This is a genomic window from Colwellia sp. 6M3, from assembly GCF_014077595.1.
GTDB lineage: Bacteria > Pseudomonadota > Gammaproteobacteria > Enterobacterales > Alteromonadaceae > Cognaticolwellia.
Window position 1 is genome coordinate 1 of the sequence record NZ_JACGWF010000139.1, and the last position, 6,852, is coordinate 6,852.

General features: G+C 37.3%; 6 protein-coding genes. 3 read left to right on the forward strand and 3 right to left on the reverse strand.

The features are described 5' to 3' along the window. The first annotated feature begins 123 nt into the window (after positions 1–123). Positions 124–840, forward strand: a complete 717-nt coding sequence (locus H4J50_RS18080; protein ID WP_182257574.1) for an MFS transporter — start codon at positions 124–126, stop codon at positions 838–840. Positions 841–854: 14 nt separating this feature from the next. On the opposite strand, the gene H4J50_RS18085 is transcribed toward H4J50_RS18080, so the two are convergent. Next, positions 855–1,910 (reverse strand): hypothetical protein, encoded by a 1,056-nt coding sequence (locus tag H4J50_RS18085; RefSeq protein WP_182257575.1) that lies wholly within the window; start codon positions 1,908–1,910, stop codon positions 855–857. 115 nt (positions 1,911–2,025) lie between these two features. Then, the gene (locus tag H4J50_RS18090) at positions 2,026–3,078 is read right to left on the reverse strand and encodes a hypothetical protein (protein WP_182257576.1); all 1,053 of its coding nucleotides are present in this window, start codon (positions 3,076–3,078) and stop codon (positions 2,026–2,028) included. A gap of 364 nt (positions 3,079–3,442) precedes the next feature. Between H4J50_RS18090 and H4J50_RS18095 the strand changes: the two genes are divergently transcribed. Beyond that, the gene (locus tag H4J50_RS18095; RefSeq protein WP_182257577.1) at positions 3,443–5,476 is read left to right on the forward strand and encodes a methyl-accepting chemotaxis protein; all 2,034 of its coding nucleotides are present in this window, start codon (positions 3,443–3,445) and stop codon (positions 5,474–5,476) included. Between the two features lie 124 nt (positions 5,477–5,600). On the opposite strand, the gene H4J50_RS18100 is transcribed toward H4J50_RS18095, so the two are convergent. Next, a complete protein-coding gene (locus H4J50_RS18100; RefSeq protein WP_182257578.1) occupies positions 5,601–6,122 on the reverse strand; it encodes a VF530 family DNA-binding protein in 522 nt (173 codons plus the stop codon). Positions 6,123–6,298: 176 nt separating this feature from the next. On the opposite strand from H4J50_RS18100, the gene H4J50_RS18105 reads away from it, so the two are divergent. Then, positions 6,299–6,852: DUF2780 domain-containing protein (locus H4J50_RS18105; protein WP_182257579.1), on the forward strand; the 554-nt coding region annotated here is incomplete at its 3' end.

The window sequence follows — 6,852 nt, forward strand, 5'->3', positions numbered from 1 at the left end:
TGTTTAATGGCTAATTGACATAGCGAAGTAGATGAACTTGTGAATTGAATGAACAATTAGCTGCCTAACGGCAGCTAAATAAAACCCTATTGCCTATTGACGGGAATAAGGCTCATATGTGTTATGTTGATAATATCGGCGAGTGCTGGCATTGGCGTAACAATATTAGCGTCTTTGGGAATTATATGGGCGGTATTTCTAGCCACAGCTATTACGTGTGGCATTATTGCTTGTACTTATCCGTTAAGTATTTCTGAAGCGCTAGATAGATTACGACAAAGCGAGATGGTTTCTGCTATGTCATCAATGATTTTAGCGTTTGCAGTAGGCGGTATTCTAGGGCCATATTCAGCATCTTTGATGATGGATAAGTTTGGTGGTTCGGCTTTGTTTTATTTCTTGGCCTTTATTCAGTTGTCATTAGCTTGTTTTGTTATCTATAGAATGACAGTTCGCTCGTCATTGCCGATAGATGAGCAAGAGCAATTTGTTATGCAAGGTTCGGTTATTACTTCTGCTGTTGAACTTGATCCCCGTACTGAGTATCACGAACCTCAACATTTACCTCGTGCTGTAGTTAAAACATCACTTATGGTGGCAGAAGCTGACCCTGAACTTGCCATCGATTTGTGTGTAGCGTTAGCAAAAATTAAATTAGGGCGTGGGTTAGCAGTGGCAAAAGCACTCGTGATATTACCTAATATTAATGCGGTAAACTTATACCAAACACTCAGTAACGCTTTACCTGAACATTCAGTAAAATTAAAAGCCGCTTTAGTGTCAGTTAAACCTGAACTTGCAGATGAGTTAGCGAAAGTAACACCGACGAATTTATCATAATACATTGAATTTATTTATCTTCCTTGCGCCATATTTTGCAACAGTTGTAATCGTTGTTTTTCCTGCTGACTAGGTTGATAAGGTAAGTTACTGAGACTTGAAGTAGCAAAGTCTTTTATCTCAAATTGAGTTAAGGCGCTATCGCCATATTTTGTTGGTGTCCCTGGTGCTGGCGACATTAATTCAATGGAGAAGGTCGATAAATAAAATGGCGCCTGTCTACCTTGTAACACGCTTTGATGAGCCTTTAACTCTAAACTAGCGTTACCTTTATTAAGTTTTTCCTTACTGACTAAGTGGGCGATAGGTTGGTTATTAGCATCAAATAAGTTAGCGCGCACACGATAAAGCCCTTGCTCTCGGGTGGTTAAATTCGCTGTTATTACCATATCTGCATCTTGGCTAGTTGCAGAGTCAAAACTTTCTAATGTGGCAACTGAGTCAACATATTTCAGGGCTAAAGCAATACTAATGATCTTACCTTTAATATTTGCTTTAACTGTTGCTTGAAGTTGATTTGGCAAGTTACGCTCGCCATCAAATTGAGCATGCCAGATATTGTTATCTTGCTCAAATTTACGAGTTAATAGTATTTTACCGCTAGTTATATCGGTAAGTATCAATGATGCATTAGCAATATTCTCACCTGAGAGGGTTGCAAATACCGGCTCTGGATAGGTATAGCGATATTTTGATAATGATGCGGATACAGAGTTACCAAGGTCGTCAACCGGAATAGATTGTGGGTTAAAATGATTGGGTTCTAAACGGTCAAAATCATTTTGAGTTAATGGCTGTGAGTAAGGCGGAAAACTGAGTTCGCTGGCGTAGGCTTTTGCCACTAGAGTCGCTGAATCGTTAGAGGTGATTTTCTCAGGTAGAGCGGTAACTGTTTCAGCTTTTTTATTTATAGCTATTCGTGCTGAGCTTACTGGCTTTATTATTGGTTTACTTATCGAAGGTGTGTTTATCGTTGTTTTTTGTACTGGCGCTGCAGGCCAAAACAACCAAGCAGAAAAAACTATAACGCTTAACATCATTAATCGCTTTAAAACGGCTTTGTTTTTCATAGCAAAGTTTCTATCTTTTAATATTTATTTCTATCGCTAATAAGGCTGTGTATCTGTCGTTATTAATACTATTAGATACCCAGCCTTGCTTATTATTTATAAAAAATTATTAACTTTAGTTAGGCATAGCGTCATATATCAACGTTGACATGCTGTCTGAAGCTGAATTTTCTACATAAAGATAATTACTTTTCCAAATCCACCAACCAGACGTTTTAGTGTAGGTGTCAAAATGGATACTTTCTCCAGATAAGGTGTTTTGTTGATTACTGGCTGCGGTTACTTTACCTGCTTGTCTTGGTTCAAGTAGTGAGCCGTGGCTATACTTTTCGCCCATTAACATCGGGTAGTGGTAAGGCATAAAGCCTGAAACCGCATTGTTTTGGTTAGCTATTTTTCCATTAAACGCTATTTGTGAACTACAGCTGCCAAAACGTGCTTGTCGATTACCACCACAAGAAGAATGAGTACCTACAACGCCATCATCATTACCTTTAATAAACGGGCTTGTAACACCTAAATACTCTGTTGCATCGCCAACAAAACGTAAACGTGGAATACGTGCATCAGGTAGCGGTGCAAGTTGTCGAGCGTTATTCACTTTTAAGTCGTGTAATACACCCATTTCATCACCTAAGTCGCCTCCAAGCCAAGCTTCTAAAGCCGCTTCAATAACGAAGGTCCAGGTTTCAGTGCCTTGAGCAACACTTACCGCTAGATCGGCAAGTTCACTACCGCCGCCAGCACCTGCAATATCGAATGTTGCGACAATATTAAGCGGTGCTAAGCCAGCATTTTCTAACCAAGTTTCTTGGTTATCGATAATATAACGTGCAACTAAATCACCAGTAGAGTGCGTTACAAATATACAACCAGGATCGCAAAAATTGCTTTGAGAAAAAGATTTTAACTTTGGCCAAAGATAATCAGTAGCTATTTTACCTTCGATTCTCTCGTATGACGGCCAATCAATAAGGGCGTCACTTAGATTATCCCAATAGCCTTTCCAGTAGTCTTGACCGCTTGCTGTTACGTCGCCATCAGATATTAGTTGTAGTGGTTGAAGGCCGTGTATCAGTACTATTTTGTGTTCTTTACTGAGTGCTGCTGTTGAACAAAGCGTTAAGCCGAGCGCAGCAATAGCTGCTACATGCTTGATTGCATTCATATATTTCCCCATTATTTTTATAGTTATTTTAATTACGTCATATTTTTATTATAGTTACTTAACTGATCGGACGTTCGACCAGTTAAGTGATAATAGAGGAGAGTTTAATTATAATCCAGCTCAAATTTTAAAAACGTCGGTTATAAACCTAAGGTTTAAAATTAACTTATTTACTGTAAAGATTGCTAAAAAGCATGTTTACCAACCATAATATTAAACAAGGAATTGAACTGTTTTTTATTTTGATCGTTAGGGTGTTTGTTTTCAGTACTGTTTACATTTCTTTTGTTCAACCTATAATCGTGCACAATCATCATGATTGATTTTTCAATACATACATAAGAAAGTTTATTTAGAGGTGTCTATGTACAAGCTACCATTAACAATAAAACAAAAAATAATAATGGGGTTTAGCACAATAGGAATTTTATTAGTTGCAGGAAGCATATTTTTTTACAATTCATTAAACCAAATCAGTCAAGCAAACAGTAACGTTGAGTTATTGGCTGTTCCTGTTCAAAAGCAAAGTAACGCTTTGCAGATCAAATTACTTAATATGATGAAAGTGGGGGCTTTGGGCTTCACACAAACAAAGACTGAAAATTTGATTAAGAGTGAGCAAGAATATGCCGAATTGAATCAAGAATTTCAATCAGCGGTTACCGTGCTAAGAGGTAAGTTAGTTGACCAACCCAAAATGTTGCAAACACTCAAGCAAGCTCAGGGATACTATCAATCTTACGTTAGCCAAAGCGAGAAGTTTTACTTTTCGAAAAAAAATGTTGCGAAAGCAAATGAAGCTTTTGAAATTAACTATCAAAAATTTCTAACAAGCCGTGATCGAGCAAGTAATAAAATGCTCGATTTAGAGTTGCTTGTATTACCTGGAGATGGTCGTTTATTAGAAGATATTATTGGTAACGGCGCAAGAATAGACGATATGTTATTTACGTTGCAAAGTACTATGTCAGGTTTAAAGCAGGTTACTGAGCTTGATGTTTTAGTACAGCATAAAGATGATGTCAGTTTTTTAATTGCTAATATCAACAATAACTACGAATTTATGCAGCGGTTATTTACTAGCGTTAACGATAAGTCGTTACTTGAAGAGTTTGCTGCTGAGTTTGCGACTTTAAGTAACTTATTGGTAGAGCCCGCTGAATTATACCAAAACAAACAACAAGCCCTTGACGACTTTACCAATGCAAACTTGGCTTATAATCTTTCTGTAGAAAGTTTTAATGATAGTTATCAGCAATTAACCTTGTTGTTATCGTTAGCTGAAGCTCGGTTTGATGAACTACAATCAGCAACTAAATCTAAAGTGGCTACGGGGGTTAATTTAGCGATTTATATGGCGTTTATTTTTGTTGCATTAGCAACATTCATTGCTGTGGTAACTACGCGGATAATGTTAGGACCTTTAGCGTCGGCCAATAAATCACTCGCGTTGATTGCGCAGGGAGACTTAACTCAGCGGCTTACAATTACCAATAAAGATGAGTTTGGTGATTTATTTAATAACATTAACAAACTGAGTGATGACTTAACGTTATTACTTAAAAACATAAGCCAAAATGCATATTCTTTAGATGAGTCATCGAAGGTCACTAGCGAACAAAGCCATCGAATTGCGCAATCTACATCAGCTCAAATTACGCGGGTAAATAATGCTAAAAAAATTGCAGAAAAGATGTTTATCAGTTCATCAAGTGTTACAGATGAAGCAAACTTAACCGCTAACAATGTTTCAGAAGCTTCAAAGCATAGTTTTGAAATACGCACTATCGCTGACGATAACAGTAATCGAATTGAGTCATTATCGACTAGTTTAAGTGATTCAGTTGAAGTAATGGCAAGATTGAGTAAGCACAGTGACAGTATTGGTGGCATTTTAGATACTATCGGTAGTATTGCTGACCAAACCAACTTATTAGCATTAAATGCCGCCATTGAAGCAGCAAGAGCAGGTGAGCATGGCCGTGGTTTTGCCGTTGTAGCTGATGAAGTTAGATCGCTTGCTTCACGTACCCAAGCGTCAACTGCTGAAATTCAACAAATGATTAATTCTCTGCAAAAAGAAACTCAAACCGCAGAAGTTGCTATTTCTCAAGGGCAGAACAAAGCGGGGGAGTGTGTATCTCAAAGCAAAGAATTGAATAATGCGATTAAGCAAATTGAAAGCGCATTGCACACTATTGATGAAATGAGTAAAAGTATTAGTGTTGCTTCGAATGAACAGCTAGGTTTTAGTCAAGATATTGAAGTTACGATGAATGAGGCCGCAGAAGCCGCGACACATAACGCAGCCGAGTCACAAGATTTATCAAATCGCAGTGATGAAGTGAATAAACTTGCACACTCGTTAACCGATTCTGTTGCACGATTTAAACTTTAATTAGACTTTAAATTGAACATAGATTGAGACTAAAAAAACCCTAAATTGCGCAAGCACTTTAGGGTTTTTAGTTATGAAAAGTTATGAAAAGTTAAGAGAAGCTAAAATTAATTAGTCATTAAGCTTATCGAGGAGCGTCAGCATATGGGTCAAATGGTTTGTTTTCATTTGAGCTACTTTTTGCACTGCGCTCATCATTACCACTTGTGCTAGCATTACTACTATTACTGCGACTATGCTCAGGTTTATAAGCCTTTTTATGTTCAGGTTTAGAACGATGAGTTTCTTTAAAACTGTCTTTACTTAAAGGAATAATAGCTTCGCCACGCACTAATACTTTTGGCTTTTTCGGCTTTGAATTTAAGGTAACTACTCGTTTTCTAGGGGGTATTTCGAATTCGTCATCACCGGGCTCAGGTAGGTTTTTATAATCGTATAAATAAAAACGCTCCAACTTTTCTCTTGCCCATTCAGTTTTACGCAGAAATTTTAAGCTAGAAGTCAGGCTTGGATTACTTTTAAAGCAATTAATTCGTGTGTACTCAGCCAAAATATCAAAGCCATAATGAGTCACTAACTCGTTTAATAGCGTGTCTAATTTTAAACCGTGTAAAGGGTTATTTAATTGTTCGTTTTCTTGGCTCATGGTTGACTTATTTTGACTGACATTACTTGATATTATACACCTAAATGCTTGGGTTATAAGCGTTGATTTTGTGCAATTACAACGTGCAGCTAAATTTAGCAGTACATATCCAGAAGTTAAATGCTGTATAATTGCCGCAATACATAGAAACTATTTGATAATAACGGATGTTCCAAATGAAAAAATTGATCGTGCTTTTAACTATTTCTACTTTAAGCACTTCGGCTATAGCTGAAGAAACAAGCTGGTTTGATAGCTTAAAAAGCCTTGTCGGTTTAGGTGAAACTACTGAACAAACAGTAGATGCTCCTGCGCCAACTCAACAAAACACAGCAGGTTTAGTTGATATGTTAACAAGCTCATTAGATGTTAATGCTGATCAAGCTGCTGGCGGCATGGGGTCTATTTTTAACTATGTTAAAGAGAATGTTTCAGCCGAGCAATTTAGTACACTTGCCAAGTCTATTCCTGGCGTAGAGGGTTTAGTTGGCCAAATGCCGGATATCAGTCAACTCAACTCTGGTTCTAGCGAAGGTTTTGGTGGATTACTTGATAAAGCTTCACAATATAGCGATTCTTTAAAGTCTGTAAACGACATTAAAAAGCAATTTGAAGCATTAGGATTAAAACCTGAAATGATCACAAGCTTTATTTCTACTGCACAAAGTTATTTAGATACAGAGCAAGGTCAGCAAGCGAAACAAATATTAACTGATGGCTTAAGTAAATT

Coding starts and splice junctions, on each gene's coding strand:
- H4J50_RS18090 (WP_182257576.1), bottom strand. CDS start 3,078: ATGAATGCAATCAAGCATGTAGCAGCTATTGCTGCGCTCGGCTTAACG.
- H4J50_RS18085 (WP_182257575.1), bottom strand. CDS start 1,910: ATGAAAAACAAAGCCGTTTTAAAGCGATTAATGATGTTAAGCGTTATA.
- H4J50_RS18100 (WP_182257578.1), bottom strand. CDS start 6,122: ATGAGCCAAGAAAACGAACAATTAAATAACCCTTTACACGGTTTAAAA.
- H4J50_RS18095 (WP_182257577.1), top strand. CDS start 3,443: ATGTACAAGCTACCATTAACAATAAAACAAAAAATAATAATGGGGTTT.
- H4J50_RS18080 (WP_182257574.1), top strand. CDS start 124: ATGTTGATAATATCGGCGAGTGCTGGCATTGGCGTAACAATATTAGCG.